Source organism: Kitasatospora sp. NPDC036755 (assembly GCF_040636595.1).
Classification (GTDB): Bacteria; Actinomycetota; Actinomycetes; order Streptomycetales; family Streptomycetaceae; genus Kitasatospora.
The window spans coordinates 1-16,418 of record NZ_JBEZUT010000076.1; the positions used below are offsets into that span (position 1 = coordinate 1).

Here is a 16,418-nt window from a genome sequence, read left to right on the forward strand (position 1 = left end):
CCGTGCCGCGGCCGCCGCCCGGGCCGGGCCCGCGCCGCCCGCCGGTCGCGATAGCCTGCTCCGGGCGGACCGGGCCGAGCGCGCCCCGGCCGGACCGGCAGGCAGAGGGACGAGGCGGAGGGCCATTCCATGGCGGAGCACACCAGGTCGAGCATCACCATCGACGCGACCCCGGCCACGGTCATGGCCGTGATCGCCGACTTCGCCGCCTACCCGGCCTGGACCGGAGAGGTCAAGGAGATCGAGGTCCTGGAGACCGGCGAGGACGGCCGCGCCGCCCAGGTCCGACTGCTGCTCGACGCCGGCGCCATCCGCGACGAGCACGTCCTCGCCTACACCTGGGACGGCGACCGCGAGGTCTCCTGGACCCTCGTCCGCAGCCAGATGCTCCGCTCGCTGGACGGCTCCTACACCCTCGCCCCGCTCGCCGGCGGCCGCACCGAGGTCACCTACCAGCTCGCCGTGGACGTCAAGATCCCGATGCTCGGCATGATCAAGCGCAAGGCCGAGAAGGTCATCATCGACCGCGCCCTGGCCGGCCTGAAGAAGCGCGTCGAGGACGCGGACGGCAAGAAGCCCGCGCAGGGCTGACACCGAGCGAACGGGGGCCGGACGGCATGACGGCGACACGCACCATCCTGGTCAGCGGCGACACCGGCGCGCCCGCGGTGGCCGCCGCCACCGCCCTGCACGCCGCCCGGCGCGGCCACCGCACCTGGCTGCTGGCCGCCGACGACCCGCACCGCGGCCTGGACTCCGCCCTCGGCACCCGGCTGGAACCCGAACCCCTGCTGTACGCCCCGGGCCTGACCGTCTCCCGGATCGACGAGCAGGCCGCCTTCCGCTACGCCGTCGGCGCGCTCACCGGCCGGCTCAAGCCCGCCCTCGACCTGCTCGGAGCCGAACAGCTCGACCCCGAGGAGCTCACCGCCCTCCCCGGCATCGCCCGGCTCGCCCTGCTGCGTGCCCTGCCCGCCGCCGACCAGGACGTCCTGGTCGTGCTCGCCCCGCCGCCCGCCGAGCTGATCGCCACCCTCGCCCTGCCCGAGCAGCTCGCCCGCTACCTGGACCGGCTCGTCCCCGAGCAGCGCCAGGCCGCCAGGGCGCTGCGCCCGCTGCTGGCCGGGCTGGCCGGGGTCCCGATGCCCGCCGACTGGCTGTACGAGGGCCGCACCAAGGCGGCCGCGGCGCTCGCCGAGGCCCGCGCCGCGATCACCGGGCCCGGCACCAGCGTCCGGCTGGTCGTCCCGGCCGACGGCCACCCGTACGGTGAGCTGCGCCGGATCCGGGCCGGACTCGCGCTGCACGGGCACCGGCCGGACGCCGTGGTGGTGCACGGCGCGCTGCCCGATGCCGCCTCCTCCTCGCCCGACCCCTGGCTGGCCGCCCTGGCCCGCCGCCGGCAGGAGGAGCTGACCGGGCTCGCCGCCGAGACCGACGCCCCGGTGCTGGTCACCGGCCTGGCCGACGCCACCCTGGAGGCCGTCGCCGACCGGCTCTACGGGGACGGGCCCGGGCCCGAGCGGCTCGCCCCCGAGCCCTGGCCGGTCGAGGACCGGCTCGCCGCGGAGGGCCTGCTGGTCTGGCACCTCGACCTGCCCGGCGCGGACCGCTCCGAGCTGGACCTGGTCCGCCGGGGCGACGAACTGGTGGTCGGCCTCGGCACGCACCGCCGGGTGCTCACCCTGCCGTCCGCGCTGCGCCGCTGCACGGTGGCCGGGGCGGGGCTGCACGACGGGGTGCTCTCGGTGCGCTTCGCGCCCGACCCGGCGCTCTGGCCCCGGGGCTGACGGGGGTTCGGCGGCGGGCCCGTGCGGGCGTCCGGTGGGCGTCGGGCGGGCGTCCGGCGGCTTTTCGGGCCTGCCCGGCCGGTCGGGTAGCGTCGGGCCGGAGGGCCGCGGGGTGCGGCCACGGCTGAGGAGGCGCCCGCGATGACCAGCACCGACGACCGCACCGAGCCCGTCGACGACCGCACCGGGACCGCGGACGACCGCGCGGGGGCCGGTACCCGGGAGGGCGAGGGGTCCGCCGGCCCGGGGCATCCGTTCGGGCCGGAGCTGGGCCCGCTGGTGGACGAGGTGCGCCGGTTCGCCGGTGCGCTCGGCGAGAAGGCCCAGGAGGCGAGCGCCACCACCCTGATCACCCTCTCCGGGCTGGCCGACCGGCTGCGCACCCAGCAGCCGGAGGTCTACTCCCACCTCTCCGCCGCCGGCACCGGGCTCGCCGCCGCGGGCGCCGAACTGCTGGCCGCCTACCGCGCCGCCGTGGCCGGCCACGAGAGCCGCTGGACCGCCGGGCAGGGCGCGCCGGCCGAGAAGATCGACCTGGACACCGACCACGACGGCCCGCGTGACGACTCGCGGGACGGCTCTCGTGACGGCGGCGCGGGTGCCGACCGCGGATCGGATCTTGACGGGGCTGACAGGCCGTCCGCCAAGCAGTGAAACCGTGACTTCCGGACCGTGATCGGGCTGCTCTCGTACGTCACCAAGAAGGAAATTAGATACGACTTTTGAAGCATCGCGGCCCGGCTGCCCCCGGATTGTCTTCGGATAATGTATGCGAGGCTGTGTACGGGGGCCGGGTTGGACGGTAGCGTTCCGTCCAGCGGAACGAGTGAATAGCTGAGGGACACATGGCTCTGACCATCGGCGTCGATGTCGGCGGGACCAAGATCGCGGCAGGCGTGGTCGACGAGGCGGGCGCGATCCTGGCCCGGACCAGGGTGCCCACCCCGGCTGACCCCCAGTGGGCGGTCGACGCCATCGCGCAGGCCGTGCGCGAGCTCAAGGAGGAGCACCCCGGCGTCACGGCGGTGGGCGTCGGCGCCCCCGGCTTCGTCGACGGCAACCGCTCCACGGTGATCTTCGCCCCCAACATCGACTGGGAGAACGAGCCGCTGCGCGGGCGGATCGAGGAGCTCACCGGCCTGTCCACCGTCATCGAGAACGACGCCAACTGCGCGGCCTGGGCCGAGTTCCGCTTCGGCGCGGCCGCCGACCACCAGGACATGGTGCTGATCACCGTCGGCACCGGCATCGGCGGCGGCATCGTCCTGGACGGCCGGCTGCACCGCGGCCGCTTCGGCGTCGCGGGCGAGATCGGCCACCTCAACATGGTCCCCGACGGCCTGCCCTGCGGCTGCGGCGGCAAGGGTTGCTGGGAGCAGTACGGCTCCGGGCGCGCGCTGCGCCGCTACGGCCGGGAGAAGGCCGCCGCCGACCCGCAGCGCGGCCGCCGGATGCTGGAGCTCAACGACGGCGTGGCCGAGACCATCCGCGGCATCCACATCACCCAGGCCGCCGAGGAGGGCGACCCGCTCGCCCTGGAGTGCTACGCCGAGCTGTCCGACTGGCTGGGCCGCGGCATGGCCGACCTCGCCGCGCTGTTCGACCCGGGCGTCTTCGTGCTCGGCGGCGGCGTCTCCGACTCCGGCCGGCTGCTGCTCGACCCGGTCGCCAAGTCCTTCGAGCACTACCTGACCGGCGGGGTGCACCGCCCGCGCGCCGAGGTCGTGCTGGCCTCGATGGGCTCCGCCGCCGGCATCGTCGGTGCCGCGGACCTCGCCCGCGTTCCGTAGCCGTTCCTCCCCGCCCCCGCGCCCTGCGGCACGGGGGAGCTTCGAGCCCGCCGGCGGCGGTGCGACCGGGCCCCGACCGATCCCGGACGCGCCGTCGCCGTCGCACGTTCCCGCCCGGGCGCGTACGGTCGGACCGATCCGGTGACCGCCAGGGGAGGACCATGAGCGCCGCGAGCACGACCGATGCCGTGACCACGACCGCCGCGAGCACGACCGATGCCGTGACCACGACCGCCGCGCGGGCCCGGCCGCTGCCGCCGCCCGGCCCCCGCCGGCTGCGCCTGCTCAGCTACAACATCCGGTCGCTGCGCGACGACCGGCGGGCGCTGGCCCGGGTGATCCGGGCCTGCGAGCCGGACCTGGTCTGCGTCCAGGAGGCCCCGCGCTACTGGCGGCCCGAGGGCCAGGCGGCCCGGCTCGCCCGGAGCACCGGGACGGTCGTCCTGGCCGGCGGCGGCCGCACCGCGGCCGGTCCGATGCTGCTCGGCCGCCCCGGCGCGGTGGAACTGCTGGGCGTGCACGACCGGTTGCTGCCCAAGACCCGCGGGCTGCACGCCCGGGGCTTCGCGAGCGCGCTGCTGCGACTGCCGGGCACGGCGCCGTTCACCGTCACCAGCTGCCACCTCAGCCTGGACCAGCAGGAGCGGTACGGGCAGTTCGAGCTGCTGCTCGACCAGCTGGGGATCGCCGAACTCGGCATCGTGGCAGGAGACTTCAACGAGCACCCGGACGGGCCGGGCTGGCGGTTGCTGGCCTCCCGGCTCCAGGACGGGCACCCGACCGCGCCCTGGGGAGGCGAGTTCACCTCCGTACCGGAGCGCCCCTACCAGCGGATCGACGCCGTCTTCGCCACGCCCGGGATCACCGTCCTCGGCTGCGGGGTGCCGCACGGACTGCCCGGTGTCACCGAGGCCGACCTGCGGGCCGCGACCGACCACCTGCCGGTGCTCGCCGTCCTCGAACTGCCGGCCGGGTCGAGCGAGTAGTCAGACCACCGCGCCGTTGTCCGGGTCCTCCGGCTCGTCCTCGTCGCGGTCCTTCATCCGCGCGACCAGGGTGACGAAGCCGCCGAGGAAGGCGGTGATCCCGACCCAGGCGGGCCAGCCGGAGATCTCCCGCCAGACCACCGCGTCGACCAGCAGCAGCGCCGGGCCGCCGAGCACCGCCAGCCAGGCGAACTTGGCCGTCACGTCGGCGGCCGGCAGCGGCGGGGGCTCCGGCGGGACGAAGTGGCCCTCGTCGGTCTCCTCGGCGAGCTCGAAGTCGCGCGGGCCCGCGCCGCCGGCCGGCATCACCGGTCGGCCGGAGCGGGGCCGGGGCTGGGGGGCGAGGTCGGAGAGGTCGTCCTGGGCGGTGCGGCCGCCGTCCTTGTGGCCGCCCTTGAGCTCGTTCTGCGCCCGGAGGTTCTCGACCTCCGGCCAGTTCGGGTCGTTGAGGTCGACCGGGTCGTCGAACTGGGCCACCAGGGCGGCGAAGATCTCGTCCTGCTCGGCCTGGCTGCGCTCGGGCGCGCGGCGCGGGCGGCGCTCGGCGGCGTCCTCCGCGGAGCCCCCGGGGGTGTCCTCGGCGGCGTCCCGGACGGGCGGAGGCGCCGCGGCGCCGTCCGGGCCGGTACGGTCCGTCGGCGCGCCGCCCGGCACGGCGGCGTTCGCCCCGCCGTCCTTGGTCGCGCCGTCCTCGCGGGGAGTCTCGTCCCCGCCGCCCGCCGTGCTGCTCTCGTGCACTTCCGGCCCTTCAGCCATGGTGATCGTCGGATTCGACCCGGGTGACGCCCGCCGTGTGCGCGGAAGCCAGCCGTCGGATGAAGTCCCGGCCGGCCGCGAATATTTCCGGCGCGTCGTGGTCCAGCGTCGCGACGTGGAAGCTGCGTTGGCACAGCCGCTCCGTCACGTCCGTCGAGGATATCCGCGCCAGCACCAGTTCCGAGTTGGCCGGCGAGACGACGTGGTCCTGCGGGCTGTGGAAGAGCAGCACCGGCTGGGTCACCTCCGGCAGCAGCCGCTGGACCTCCCGCCACAGCCGGCTCAGCGACCAGGCGGCGTGCAGCGGGGTGCGGTCGTAGCCGACCTCGGTCGCGCCGGCCCGGGCGATGTCGCCCGCGACCCCGGGCAGGCTGGGGACCAGGTGGCGCAGCACCGGCAGCAGCACACTCGCGGGGGTGTCCGAGCGCACCGACGGGTTGACCAGCACCAGGCCGGAGACCCTCGGCCCGTGCAGTGCCGCGAGCCGCAGCGCCAGTGCGCCGCCCATCGACAGGGCGCAGACGAAGACCTGTTCGCACTCCTCGGCGAGCGCCAGCAGTTCGCGCTCGACCTCGGCGTACCAGTCCTCCCAGCGGGTCACCTGCATGTCCTGCCAGCGGGTGCCGTGCCCGGGCAGCAGCGGCACCGAGACGGTGAAGCCGGCCGCCGCCAGGTCCTCGGCCCAGGGCCGCAGCGACTGCGGCGACCCGGTGAAGCCGTGGCAGAGCAGCACCCCCACCGGTCCGCCGCGGTGGCGGTACGGCTCGGCACCGGGCAGCAACGGCATGGCGGACTCCTTCGCGGGCGGGTGGCGCTGGGGGAGGGGACGCTGAGGGGAAGTGCTGCGAAACCGCATCGTCCCACGCTCCGCGCCGGGTCGTACACCCCCTTCGAGCGGGCCGGGCGCGGCCGATCCGGCGGGGCCGGGCACGGCGGGCGGCCGCGGGGCATTAGGATCGACCGGTCCGCATAACAGGAGGCCCGGGTTGTTCTACCGACTGATGAAGATGATCGTCGCGCCACTGCTTCGGATCTTCTTCCGGCCCTGGATCGAGGGCGAGGAGAACATCCCCACCGAGGGTGCGGCGATCATCGCGAGCAACCACCTGTCCTTCTCGGACTCGTTCTTCTTCCCCGCGCTGATCAAGCGCCGGGTCACCTTCATCGCGAAGGCCGAGTACTTCAACACCCCGGGTCTCAAGGGCCGGCTGACCGCCGCGTTCTTCAAGGGCGTCGGCCAGCTGCCGGTGGACCGCTCGGGCGTGCGCGGCGCCGGCGAGGCCGCGATCCGCAGCGCCATCGCGGTGCTGGAGCGCGGCGAGCTGTTCGGCGTCTACCCGGAGGGCACGCGTTCGCCCGACGGCAAGCTGTACCGCGGCAAGGTCGGCGGCCTGGCCCGCGTCGCGCTGGCCACCGGCGCCCCGGTGATCCCGGTCGCCATGATCGACACCGAGAAGGTGCAGCCGCCCGGCCAGGTGGTGCCGAACTTCGGCATCCGCCCCGGCATCCGGATCGGCCGACCGCTGGACTTCTCCCGCTACCACGGCATGGAGAACGACCGCTTCATCCTCCGTTCGGTGACGGACGAGGTGATGTACGAGATCATGCGGCTCTCCGGCCAGGAGTACGTGGACATCTACGCGACCGCCGCCAAGCGGCAGATCTCCGAGGACAAGAAGAAGGCCGACGCCGAGCGCCGGGCCGCCGCCAAGGCGGAGAAGGCGGAGGCCGCCGAGGCCGAGAAGGCCGAGAAGGCCGCCGAGGCGGAGAAGTCCGCCGGGTCGGGCACCTCGGAGAAGCCGGAGTAGCCGGAGCGGCGGCCCGGCCCGGCCGCTCGCGCGGCCCGGACCGGCCCAGGGGAGGGGCGGGGAGGATGACGGAGGACGGCGGCAGAGCCGGCGCGGTCGGAGGCACGGTGGCGGCCGGCGGCATGTCCGTCGAGCTCCCGCTGTGGAGGGCGATCTCCTACTTCCGGGTGCTGGCCCTGTGCTACGCGCTGCTGCGGTACGTCAACTCGTACCTGCACTTCCTGCACCCGGTGGCCGGCTGGATCTTCCTCGGCGCGCTGACCCTGTGGACCCTGGCCAGCACCCGGGCCTTCGCCAACCCGCAGCGCTGCACCTGGTACGTCCTGGGCACCGACCTCACCCTCGCCGTCACCGGCATCGTGATGAGCGGCCTGACCGACTCCCCGGCCCGGATCAGCCACGGCGCGCCCACCCTGCCGACCATCTGGGCGGCCGGCACGGTGCTGGGCTTCGCCGCGAAGGGCGGCTGGCGCCCGGCGGCGGCCTCCGGCTCGGTGATCGGCGTCGCCAACATCCTCGGCCACGGCGGTCCGACCGGCGACAACATCCACAACATCGTGCTGCTGATGGTGGCCGGCTGCGCGATCGGCTACGTGATCGAACTGGCCCGGGCCAGCGAGGCCACCCTCACCCGGGCGCTCCAGGTCGAGGCGGCCACCCGGGAGCGCGAGCGGCTCTCCCGGGACATCCACGACGGCGTGCTCCAGGTGCTCGCCCTGGTCCAGCGGCGCGGCGCGGAGCCCGGCGGGGGGACCGGCTCCGGCGCGGACCTCGCCGAGCTCGGCCGGCTGGCCGGGGAGCAGGAGCGCGCGCTGCGGGCCCTGATGACGGGCGGGCCGCTGTCGCCCGCACCGCACCCCGGGGCCGCCGACCGGCCGGACCCGGACGCGCCGCGCGACCTCACCGCGCTGCTGCGCCCGTACGCGGACGAGCGGATCACCCTCTCCGCCCCCGGCACCCCGGTGCTGCTGCCCGGCCGGGCGGCCGGCGAGCTCGCGGCCGCGGTCGGCGCCGCCGTCGACAACGTGCGCAAGCACGCGGGGGAGCGGGCCCGGGCCTGGATCCTGGTCGAGGACGAGCCGGAGGCCGTCACGGTGGGCATCCGCGACGACGGCCCCGGCTTCGCCCCCGGGCGGCTCGGCGAGGCGGAGCGCGCCGGGCGGCTCGGCGTCTCCCAGTCCATCCGCGGCCGGCTGCTGGACCTCGGCGGCACGGCCGAGCTGTACTCGGCGCCCGGGGAGGGCGTCGAGGTCGAACTGCGCGTCCCGAGGAAGGCCACTGCATGACCGACCAGCTGGTGCCCGATCAGCCGACCGCCGACCGGCCGGTGCGGGTGATGGTGGTGGACGACCACCCGATGTGGCGGGACGCCGTCTCGCGCGACCTCGCCGAGGCCGGACTGGACGTGGTGGCCACCGCCGGGGACGGCGAGGAGGCCGTGCGCCGGGCCCGCGCCTGCAGCCCGCAGGTGGTCGTGCTGGACCTCAACCTGCCGAGCCTGCCGGGCGCCGAGGTGTGCCGCCGGGTGGTCGCCCACGACCCGGCGGTCCGGGTGCTGGTGCTGTCGGCCAGCGGCGAGCACCAGGACGTGCTGGAGGCCGTGAAGTCCGGCGCGACCGGCTACCTGGTGAAGTCGGCGGGGCGGGAGGAGCTGCTGGACGCGGTGCGCCGTACGGCCGTCGGCGACGCGGTGTTCACCCCGGGCCTGGCCGGCCTGGTGCTCGGCGAGTTCCGCCGGCTGGCCGCCGAGCCCGCCCCGGCCTCGGCGCCGGCCGCCCCGCGGCTGACCGCCCGGGAGACGGAGGTGCTGCGGCTGGTGGCCAAGGGGCTGTCCTACCGGCAGATCGCCGACCGGCTGGTGCTCTCGCACCGGACGGTGCAGAACCACGTGCAGAACACGCTCGGGAAGCTGCAGCTGCACAACCGGGTGGAGCTGGTCCGGTACGCGATCGAGCAGGGCCTGGACGACGGGGTCTGAGGACCGGGCGCGGCGCGGCCCCGGGCGGATCCGTCCGCCCGGGGCCGCGCCGTCGGCTCAGCGCAGTGCGGCCGTCGCCTCGCGCAGCAGGCCCGCCACGATGCCGACCCCGTCGCGGGTGAGCACCGACTCCGGGTGGAACTGGAGCCCCGCGAAGCCGTGCCCGCGCAGCGCGTGCACGTCGCCGGTGACGGCGTCCCGGGAGACCTCGACGCCCTCCGCGGCGAGCCGCGCCGCGTCGGCCTCCGTGCAGCGCGCGGTGAACGTGTTGTAGAAGCCGACCGTGTGCTTGGTGCCGAACAGGTCGATCCGCTCCTGCGCCCCCTGGTAGGGGACGGCCTTGCGGCCCAGCGCGAGCCCGAGTTCGGCGGACAGCAGCTGGTGGCTCAGGCAGACCGCGAGCAGCGGCGCGGTGCGAGCGCCGGAGCGGACGGCGGCCAGCGCGTCCGCGACGATCGGCCGCAGCAGCACCATCTTGGGGTCGTCCGTGATCGCCGGGTCGCCCGGGCCGGGGCCGAGCACCAGCGCGCCCCGGTGCGCGGCGACCCGCTCGCGCAGCCCCGGCTCGTCGTAGCGGGCCACCGTCACCCGGTGGCCGAGCGAACCGAGCAGGTGGGAGAGCATCGAGGTGAAGGTGTCCTCGCCGTCCACGACCAGGGTCGGCTCGGCCTCGGTGATCTCGGACGGCTGCTGCATCCGCAGCCAGAACGGCGCGAGGTCGGCCCGGCGGGAGTCCAGGGCGGCCTGCACCCGGTGGTCGTCGGCGAGCCGGGGCCCGACCGGGTGGGGCAGCCGGGCGGGCGCGGGCCGGGCGCCGATCGCGGTGAGCACCCCGGCGGCCTTGGCGTGGGTCTCGGCGACCTCGGACTCCGGGACGGAGTGGCGCACCAGGGTGGCGCCGACCCGGACGACCAGCCGGCCGGTGGCCGGGTCGATGTCGGCGGTGCGGATGCAGATCGGGGAGTCCAGCAGCTGCCCGCCGCTGGCGGCGCGGCCGATCAGGGCGAGCGCGCCGGAGTAGTAGCCGCGCCCGGTGGGCTCGTAGCGCTTGATCACCCGGGTGGCGTTCTCGACCGGGCTGCCCGTGACGGTCGCGGCGAACATCGTCTCGCGGAGCACCTCGCGGACGTCCATCGAGGTGCGCCCGCGCAGTTCGTACTCGGTGTGGGCGAGGTGGGCCATCTCCTTGAGCCGGGGCCCGAGCACCTGGCCGCCGAGGTCGCCGACCGTGCACATCATCTTGAGCTCCTCGTCCACGACCATGGTGAGCTCCTCCAGCTCCTTGGGGTCGTGGAGGAACTGGAGCAGCGAGTCGAGGTCGGAGCCGTCGGCCGGGTAGCGGTAGGTGCCGGAGATCGGGTTCATCACGACGGTGCCGCCGCTCTGCCGGACGTGCACCTCGGGGGAGGCGCCGACCAGCACCCGCTCGCCGGTGTGCACCAGGAAGGTCCAGTACGCGCCGCGCTCCTGCTCCAGCAGCCGCCGGAAGAGCGTCAGCGCGAGTTCGGGCCCGAAGTCCTCCAGCGTCGCGTGGAAGTCACGCCGGATCACGAAGTTGGCGCCCTCGCCGTTGCCGATCTCGTCCCGGATCACCCGGCGGACGATCGACGCGTACGAATCGTCGTCGACGTCGAATCCGCCACCGGCAAGTGAGACCGGCAACTTCGGTAGGGCATAGGTGAATTCGGCCAACGGCAGGACGTGCTGCTCGGTCACCGAGAGGGCTTGCAGGGGGGTGTCGTCGTCGTGCGCCTCGAAGCCGCGCTCGCGGATCTGGCGGTACGGGACGAGTGCGAGCAGGTCGTGCACCGGCCCGCCGCCGGCGGGCGCTCCGCTGCGTACGGGCAGGTCGGCGAGGTGCTCGTAGCTGTCCACGGTGCCCAGCAGCACCTCGACGGTGTCCGGGCTGAGTCGGGGGGTGCGCCGGTGCAGCAGGGCGAACGCGGGAGCGTCGGGGCCGGTGAGACGGGAGAGCAGAGCGGCGGCGGTGGTCACGGGAACGGCATCCTTCCGGGTGGACTGATGGAGAGGCGGTGCAAGGTCCGCTCCCGGAGGGCCGTCTGCTCAGACGACGACGGCCGCCCCGAGGGGCGGCCGTCGTGTTCGTCTAGGAACGCGCGATCGGTGGGCCACCCTTGGGGGAGGCCCACCACCAGGAGTGGGTGTGGGGCGCGTGCATGGGATCGAGCGTAGCGGATGTGTCGGGACGGGTGAGGGGCATCGAGGTTTTGTCCGAGATGTGTCTCATCCCTCGGGCAAGAGTCACGAGTCACTCCTGCCACCCCGTAGCCTTGGCCGTGTGACCGCTACGACTGAGACATCGAGGGCTGCCCACTCCTGGCAGTCCCTGCCCGCGGCGCAGCAGCCTGAATGGCCGGACCAAGAGGCTCTGCGCAAGACCCTTGCCGAGCTCGCGGCCTATCCGCCGCTCGTCTTCGCCGGCGAGTGCGACCAGCTGCGCGCCAGGCTCGGAGCCGTGGCGCGCGGGGAGGCCTTCCTCCTCCAGGGCGGTGACTGTGCCGAGGCCTTCGACGGCGTCTCGGCGGAGCACATCCGCAACAAGCTGAAGACGCTGCTCCAGATGGCCGCCGTGCTGACGTACGCGGCCTCGGTGCCGGTGGTGAAGGTCGGCCGCATCGCCGGCCAGTACTCCAAGCCGCGCTCCAAGTCGACCGAGACCCGCGACGGCGTGACCCTGCCGGTCTACCGCGGCGACTCGGTGAACGGCTTCGAGTTCACCCCCGAGTCCCGCATCCCGGACCCGGAGCGCCTGAAGCGGATGTACAACGCGTCTGCCGCGACGCTCAACCTGGTGCGCGCGTTCACCACCGGTGGTTACGCGGACCTGCGCCAGGTGCACGCCTGGAACCAGGACTTCGTCCGCAACTCGCCGGCCGGCCAGCGCTACGAGCAGCTCGCCCGGGAGATCGACAACGCCCTGGCGTTCATGAGCGCCTGCGGCGTGGAGCCGGAGGAGTTCAAGGCGGTCGAGTTCTTCTCCTCGCACGAGGCGCTGATCCTCGACTACGAGACCGCGCTGACCCGCGTGGACTCGCGCACCGGCGAGCTGTACGACGTCTCCGGCCACATGGTGTGGATCGGCGAGCGCACCCGGCAGATGGACCACGCGCACATCGAGTTCGCCTCGAAGATCCGCAACCCGATCGGCGTCAAGCTCGGCCCGACCACCTCGGTGGACGACGCGCTCGCCCTGATCGAGAAGCTGGACCCGGAGCGCGAGCCCGGCCGTCTGACCTTCATCACCCGGATGGGCGCGGGCAAGATCCGCGACCACCTGCCCACCCTGGTGGAGAAGGTCACCGCCTCCGGTGCCAAGCCGGTGTGGATCTGCGACCCGATGCACGGCAACACCTTCGAGGCCTCCAGCGGGCACAAGACCCGCCGCTTCGACGACGTCCTGGACGAGGTCAAGGGCTTCTTCGAGGTGCACCGCGCGCTCGGCACCCACCCGGGCGGCATCCACGTGGAGCTGACCGGCGACGACGTCACCGAGTGCGTCGGCGGCGGCGACGAGGTCCTGGTGGACGACCTGCACCAGCGCTACGAGACGGCCTGCGACCCGCGCCTCAACCGCAGCCAGTCGCTGGACCTGGCGTTCCTGGTGGCGGAGATGTACCGCGGCCAGTAGGCCCGGTGCCCGTCGGATGTGACGAAGGCCCCTCCGGTTTCGGTGTCCCCGAGCCCGGAGGGGCTTTTTCGTACCCGTTCGGGCGGGTAAGGTAAGCCTCAGTGAACTAAGGCAAGCCTTAGTCAAGATCCATTCCGCTTCACCCCCGGGAGAGACTGCGATGTACGTGTGCATGTGCCATGCGGTCACCGAGGACCAGGTGAAGAAGGCGATCGACGCCGGTGCCGACACCCCCCGCCAGATCGCCAAGGGCTGCCGGGCCGGCACCGACTGCGGGTCCTGCGTGCGCCGCATCCAGGCGCTGCTCGGCGAGCACGGCGCCCGCCCCTGCCCGACCGCCCGGCTGGCCGCGAAGCTCGGCCTCGCGGACCCTCAGGCCCCGGCGGCGCCGGGCCCGGAAGCCGGCCGGGAGGCCGCCCCGGTGGTCCCGCTGCGGGCGGCCTGAGCCGGGAAACCGGGAGTCGGGGGCCGGGTGTCCTCAGGACTCCGGCTGCTCGATGACCGTGGCGAGGTAGAGCGCCTCGCCGAGCTTCTCCAGCAGCTCCAGCTGGGTGTCGAGGTAGTCGATGTGGTGCTCCTCGTCGGCCAGGATGTCCTCGAAGATGTTCGCCGAGGTGACGTCGTTCTTGGCCCGCATCACCACGATCCCGCGCTTGAGCCGGTCGATCGCCTCGACCTCGATCTGCCGGTCCGCCTCGAACATCTCCTTGACCGTCTGGCCGATCCGGACGTGGAACAGCCGCTGGTAGTTGGGCAGCCCCTCCAGGAAGAGGATCCGGTCGGTCAGTGTCTCGGCGTGCTTCATCTCGTCGAAGGACTCGTGCCGGGTGTACTTGGCGAGCTTCGTCCAGCCGAAGTTCTCCTGCATCTTGGCGTGCAGGAAGTACTGGTTGATCGCGGTCAGCTCGGCGGTGAGCTGCTCGTTGAGGAACTCGATGACCTCGGGATCGCCCTGCATGGTGATGCCTCCTGCGCTCGTGCTGCCGGGTGTGCTGGGCATCCTGGCACCGCTTTGGGAGGAAATTCCAGTAAGTTCACACTCACTAGGACATGTGTCGGAATATCCGATTCATGATGAAACGTGCTGGTGGGTGGCCGATCACTGGTCCGTACGGGGTGGGGCGCGAGTCCTCACAAAGGGGCGCGCGCCGCGGCCTGGCCGCCGTCTGTCACCATGGATCCATGGGTCAGCCGAAACAGGAACCGCTTCCACCGCCTGACCCGAGGCTCCCCCCGGGCCAGCGCGCGCAGCGCGGCTGGCCCGCCCTGCACTACGGCCCGGTGCCCCGCTTCAAGCCCCTGACCTGGGACCTCCAGGTGTTCGGCGCCACCGCCTCGGCCGAGAAGCACAGCTGGGACTTCGAGGCCTTCAACGCCCTGCCGCGCACCACCGTCGTCGGCGACCTGCACTGCGTGACCAAGTTCTCGCTGCTCGGCAACGAGTGGACGGGCGTGTCGGCCTCCCTGGTGCTCGACCTGGTGCCCCCCGCGCCCGGCGTCACCCACGTCATGGTCTGGGCCGAGTACGGCTACAGCGCCAACCTGCGGCTGGCCGACTTCGCCGACCCGGACACCCTGCTCGCCACCCACCGCAACGGCGAGGCGCTCACCGCCGAACACGGCTTCCCGGTCCGGCTGGTGGTCCCGCGGCTGTACGCCTGGAAGGGCCCCAAGTGGGTGCGCGCCGTGGAGTACATGCGGGCCGACCGGCGCGGCTTCTGGGAGGAGCGCGGCTACCACAACCTCGCCGACCCCTGGCGCGAGCAGCGCTACTCCTACCAGGAGGAGCCCGGGGACGGTCCGCTGCGCTGAGCGCCTCCCGCGGCCCCGGCGTCGCACGCCCGGCGGGAATTGTCAGACACGCCCTAGAACAGCGAGAACTTGACCGTCACCACGCTGCGCTGCGGGCGCCGCTCGCCCGCCGCCGGGCTCTGGCCGGACGACGTGACCGCGCCGAACACGTCCCAGCCGCTGGTCTGCATGGTGAAGCCCGCCGCCTGGAGCGCCTTCTGCGCCTCGTCCTTGCTCATCCCGGTGACGTTCGGGACCGGCACCATGCCCTTGCTGACCACCAGCGAGACCGCGCTGTTCTCCTGCAGCAGCTGCCCGGCCGCCGGAGAACTGCTGATCACCGAGCCCTCGGGCACGGTGTCGTCGTAGGTCTCGGTCACGCCGCCCCTGGTCAGCTGGGCGCCGGTCAGGGCCGTGGCGGCGTCGGCGGCGCTCCTGCCGGTGAGGTCCGGCACCGCGATCCGCTTGGGCCCCTTGGAGACGGTGACGGTCACGCTGTCGCTCTTGCGGGTGCGCGCCCCCACCCCGGGGTCGGTGGAGATCACCTGCCCGGACGGCACGGACTCGCTGAACACCTCGACGAACTTCCCGTGCAGGCCCGCCTTGTCCAGGACCCGCTGCGCCTCGGCCCGTTCGGTGCCGAGCACGCCCGGCACCGAACCGTACAGCCCCTCGGAGATCCCGTAGGTGGCGCCGCCGATCGCCAGCACCAGGGCGACCAGCGCGGCCGTCCAGATCAGCGGCTTGCGGGGGAGGCGGCGCGGCCGGCCCGTCCCGCGCCGGTGCTGCACCGGGGCCGGCTCGTCGTACGGGCGCGGCTCGGCGAGCAGCTCGTCCATCAGCTCCGGCGGCATGTCCAGCACGCTGGTGCGTTCCGTCGGCGGGGTGTCGGCGGGCCGCGGCAGCGACTGGATCACCGACGTCGGCTCGCTGGTCGGGTAGCGCGGGCTGGGCCGGGTGGAGGCCGGCGGTTCGGCGTCCAGCTCGGCCGGGGTGAGGGTACGGCGCACCCGCTGGAGGGCGGCGAGCAGCTCGACCGCGTCGTACGGCCGGGAGTCGGCGGACCGGGCGCAGGCGCCGGCCACTATCGCGTCCAGCGCGGGGCCGACGGCGGGGGCGACCAGCGAGGGGGCCGGGACGTCCTCGTGCAGGTGCTTGTACATGACCTGGACGGGGTTGTCGCCGGTGTGCGGCCGGCGGCCGGTCAGCATCTCGTACAGCAGGATGCCGGACGCGTAGACGTCCACCCGCTGGTCGGTGGGGGCGTCCGGGAGGATCTGCTCGGGGGCCAGGTAGGAGACGGTGCCCATGACCGTGCCGCCGGTGGCGGTGGTGGTCGAGGTGGGCGCGCCGTCGGCGGTGCCGAGCACCCGGACCAGGCCGAAGTCCGCGACCTTGACCAGGCCGCCCTCGGTGATCAGCACGTTCTCGGGCTTGACATCGCGGTGGACCAGCCCGGCCCGGTGGGCGGCGCCGAGCGCGGCGAGCACCGGCTCCAGCACGTCCAGCGCGGCCCGGACGGACAGTGCGCCGCGGTCGCGCAGCAGGTCGCGCAGGGTGCGGCCGGGCACGTACTCCATGGCGAGGAAGACGTGGCCGCCGTCCGCGCCCTGGTCGAAGACGTTGACCACGTTGGGGTGGGTGAGCTTGGCGACCGCCTTGGCCTCGCGGATGAAGCGGGCGGTGAAGCCCTCGTCGCCGGCCAGCGAGGGGTGCATCACCTTGAGCGCGACGACCCGGTCCAGGCGGGTGTCGGTGCCCTTGTAGACGGTGGACATCCCGCCGGTCGCGATGCGCTGTTCGACCCGGTACCGGTTGTCGAGCAGGGTACCGATCAGGGGGTCGTGCAGTGCCATGTCCACCCGGAGAG

General features: G+C 73.8%; 16 protein-coding genes. 11 read left to right on the forward strand and 5 right to left on the reverse strand.

Annotation, left to right across the window (positions count from 1 at the left end; genetic code table 11):
• Positions 1 to 129: 129 nt before the first annotated feature.
• The 5 genes from AB0E96_RS14210 to AB0E96_RS14230 all read left to right on the forward strand — a co-directional run bounded on the left by AB0E96_RS14210 (position 130) and on the right by AB0E96_RS14230 (position 4,566).
• Positions 130 to 591 carry an SRPBCC family protein gene (locus AB0E96_RS14210; protein ID WP_359822748.1) on the forward strand — a complete coding sequence of 154 codons (462 nt, stop codon included), beginning with the start codon at positions 130 to 132 and terminating at the stop codon, positions 589 to 591.
• A 26-nt stretch (positions 592 to 617) separates the two neighbouring features.
• Positions 618 to 1,790, forward strand: coding sequence for an ArsA-related P-loop ATPase (locus tag AB0E96_RS14215; RefSeq protein ID WP_359822749.1), 1,173 nt, complete (start codon positions 618 to 620; stop codon positions 1,788 to 1,790).
• Positions 1,791 to 1,931: 141 nt separating this feature from the next.
• Entirely contained in the window at positions 1,932 to 2,444 is a 513-nt protein-coding gene (locus tag AB0E96_RS14220) for a DUF5304 family protein (protein ID WP_359822751.1), read from the forward strand.
• A gap of 191 nt (positions 2,445 to 2,635) precedes the next feature.
• Positions 2,636 to 3,580 carry an ROK family glucokinase gene (locus AB0E96_RS14225; protein ID WP_359822753.1) on the forward strand — a complete coding sequence of 315 codons (945 nt, stop codon included), beginning with the start codon at positions 2,636 to 2,638 and terminating at the stop codon, positions 3,578 to 3,580.
• A 161-nt stretch (positions 3,581 to 3,741) separates the two neighbouring features.
• Entirely contained in the window at positions 3,742 to 4,566 is an 825-nt protein-coding gene (locus AB0E96_RS14230; RefSeq protein WP_359822755.1) for an endonuclease/exonuclease/phosphatase family protein, read from the forward strand.
• Here the strand turns inward: AB0E96_RS14230 and AB0E96_RS14235 are convergent, their stop codons facing one another.
• Positions 4,567 to 5,058 (reverse strand): hypothetical protein, encoded by a 492-nt coding sequence (locus AB0E96_RS14235; RefSeq protein ID WP_359822813.1) that lies wholly within the window; start codon positions 5,056 to 5,058, stop codon positions 4,567 to 4,569.
• Positions 5,059 to 5,314: 256 nt separating this feature from the next.
• Positions 5,315 to 6,109: an alpha/beta fold hydrolase gene (locus tag AB0E96_RS14240; RefSeq protein WP_359822757.1), complete on the reverse strand. Its 795-nt coding sequence runs from the start codon at positions 6,107 to 6,109 to the stop codon at positions 5,315 to 5,317.
• Positions 6,110 to 6,308: 199 nt separating this feature from the next.
• On the opposite strand from AB0E96_RS14240, the gene AB0E96_RS14245 reads away from it, so the two are divergent.
• The 3 genes from AB0E96_RS14245 (at position 6,309) to AB0E96_RS14255 (ending at position 9,108) form a co-directional block, all read left to right on the forward strand.
• A complete protein-coding gene (locus AB0E96_RS14245) occupies positions 6,309 to 7,130 on the forward strand; it encodes a lysophospholipid acyltransferase family protein (RefSeq protein WP_359822759.1) in 822 nt (273 codons plus the stop codon).
• 65 nt (positions 7,131 to 7,195) lie between these two features.
• Complete coding sequence (locus AB0E96_RS14250; RefSeq protein WP_359822762.1) at positions 7,196 to 8,416, forward strand: DUF5931 domain-containing protein; 1,221 nt, start codon at positions 7,196 to 7,198, stop codon at positions 8,414 to 8,416.
• Entirely contained in the window at positions 8,413 to 9,108 is a 696-nt protein-coding gene (locus AB0E96_RS14255; RefSeq protein ID WP_359822765.1) for a response regulator transcription factor, read from the forward strand. The genes AB0E96_RS14250 and AB0E96_RS14255 overlap by 4 nt, the downstream gene beginning before the upstream one ends.
• 57 nt (positions 9,109 to 9,165) lie before the next feature.
• On the opposite strand, the gene AB0E96_RS14260 is transcribed toward AB0E96_RS14255, so the two are convergent.
• On the reverse strand, positions 9,166 to 11,103 hold the full coding sequence (locus tag AB0E96_RS14260) for an anthranilate synthase family protein (RefSeq protein WP_359822767.1): 1,938 nt from the start codon (positions 11,101 to 11,103) through the stop codon (positions 9,166 to 9,168).
• 304 nt (positions 11,104 to 11,407) lie between these two features.
• Here AB0E96_RS14260 and AB0E96_RS14265 point away from each other — a divergent pair, with 304 nt between their 5' ends.
• The gene (locus AB0E96_RS14265) at positions 11,408 to 12,757 is read left to right on the forward strand and encodes a class II 3-deoxy-7-phosphoheptulonate synthase (protein WP_359822769.1); all 1,350 of its coding nucleotides are present in this window, start codon (positions 11,408 to 11,410) and stop codon (positions 12,755 to 12,757) included.
• 160 nt (positions 12,758 to 12,917) lie between these two features.
• Positions 12,918 to 13,202, forward strand: coding sequence for a (2Fe-2S)-binding protein (locus AB0E96_RS14270; RefSeq protein ID WP_359822772.1), 285 nt, complete (start codon positions 12,918 to 12,920; stop codon positions 13,200 to 13,202).
• Between the two features lie 33 nt (positions 13,203 to 13,235).
• On the opposite strand, the gene bfr is transcribed toward AB0E96_RS14270, so the two are convergent.
• Positions 13,236 to 13,715, reverse strand: a complete 480-nt coding sequence (gene bfr / locus AB0E96_RS14275) for a bacterioferritin (protein ID WP_049655380.1) — start codon at positions 13,713 to 13,715, stop codon at positions 13,236 to 13,238.
• Positions 13,716 to 13,939: 224 nt separating this feature from the next.
• On the opposite strand from bfr, the gene AB0E96_RS14280 reads away from it, so the two are divergent.
• A complete protein-coding gene (locus tag AB0E96_RS14280; protein ID WP_359822775.1) occupies positions 13,940 to 14,569 on the forward strand; it encodes a molybdopterin-dependent oxidoreductase in 630 nt (209 codons plus the stop codon).
• Positions 14,570 to 14,622: 53 nt separating this feature from the next.
• On the opposite strand, the gene pknB is transcribed toward AB0E96_RS14280, so the two are convergent.
• Positions 14,623 to 16,404: a Stk1 family PASTA domain-containing Ser/Thr kinase gene (pknB, locus tag AB0E96_RS14285; protein ID WP_359822816.1), complete on the reverse strand. Its 1,782-nt coding sequence runs from the start codon at positions 16,402 to 16,404 to the stop codon at positions 14,623 to 14,625.
• Between the last annotated feature and the right edge of the window lie 14 nt (positions 16,405 to 16,418).